Origin of the sequence: Corallococcus praedator (assembly GCF_003612125.1) — a bacterium.
Lineage (GTDB): Bacteria > Myxococcota > Myxococcia > Myxococcales > Myxococcaceae > Corallococcus > Corallococcus praedator.
Map to the genome: position 1 here is coordinate 1 of NZ_RAWI01000865.1, position 526 is coordinate 526.

A 526-nucleotide genomic window follows, 5' to 3' on the forward strand; every position below is an offset into this window, starting at 1 on the left:
GTATAACGGTCAGCTCTACGCGGCCTGGTCGGGGTGGGAGGGACCTACTAATGGGCGGCAGGATATTTACATTGCCAAACTCAAAAATCCGTGGACGCTCGACGGCGACCGGGTCAAGATTTCGCAACCTGATCTGCCGTGGGAACAGCACGGTGCAACGCCCGTTGAGTGGCAGAAAAATGGTGAGCCGCCCGTAATCTTAGTCAACGAGGGGCCGGAGTTCCTGCGCCACGACAACAAACTGTTCATCGTCTATTCGGCCAACGCCTGCTGGCTCGACTACTGCATGGGTCTGCTGACCTACACTGGCACCGGCGATCTGACAGACCCTAAAAGCTGGACAAAAAGCCAGCAGCCCGTCTTTACGCAGGCTCCCGAAAATGGCGTGTGGGCACCCGGCCACGGTGGGTTTTTCCGCTCGGCTAATCAGGACTGGATGATCTACCACGCTAATCCTTCGGCTACGGACGGATGCGGTAACAAACGCGCTCCACACATTCAGCCGTTTACGTGGAATGCCGATGGT

General features: G+C 57.2%; 1 protein-coding gene. It reads left to right on the forward strand.

The genetic code is table 11. From position 1 onward, the window contains the following. Positions 1–526 (forward strand): family 43 glycosylhydrolase (locus D7Y13_RS50030; RefSeq protein WP_147452676.1); only part of this gene is annotated, 526 nt, incomplete at both ends.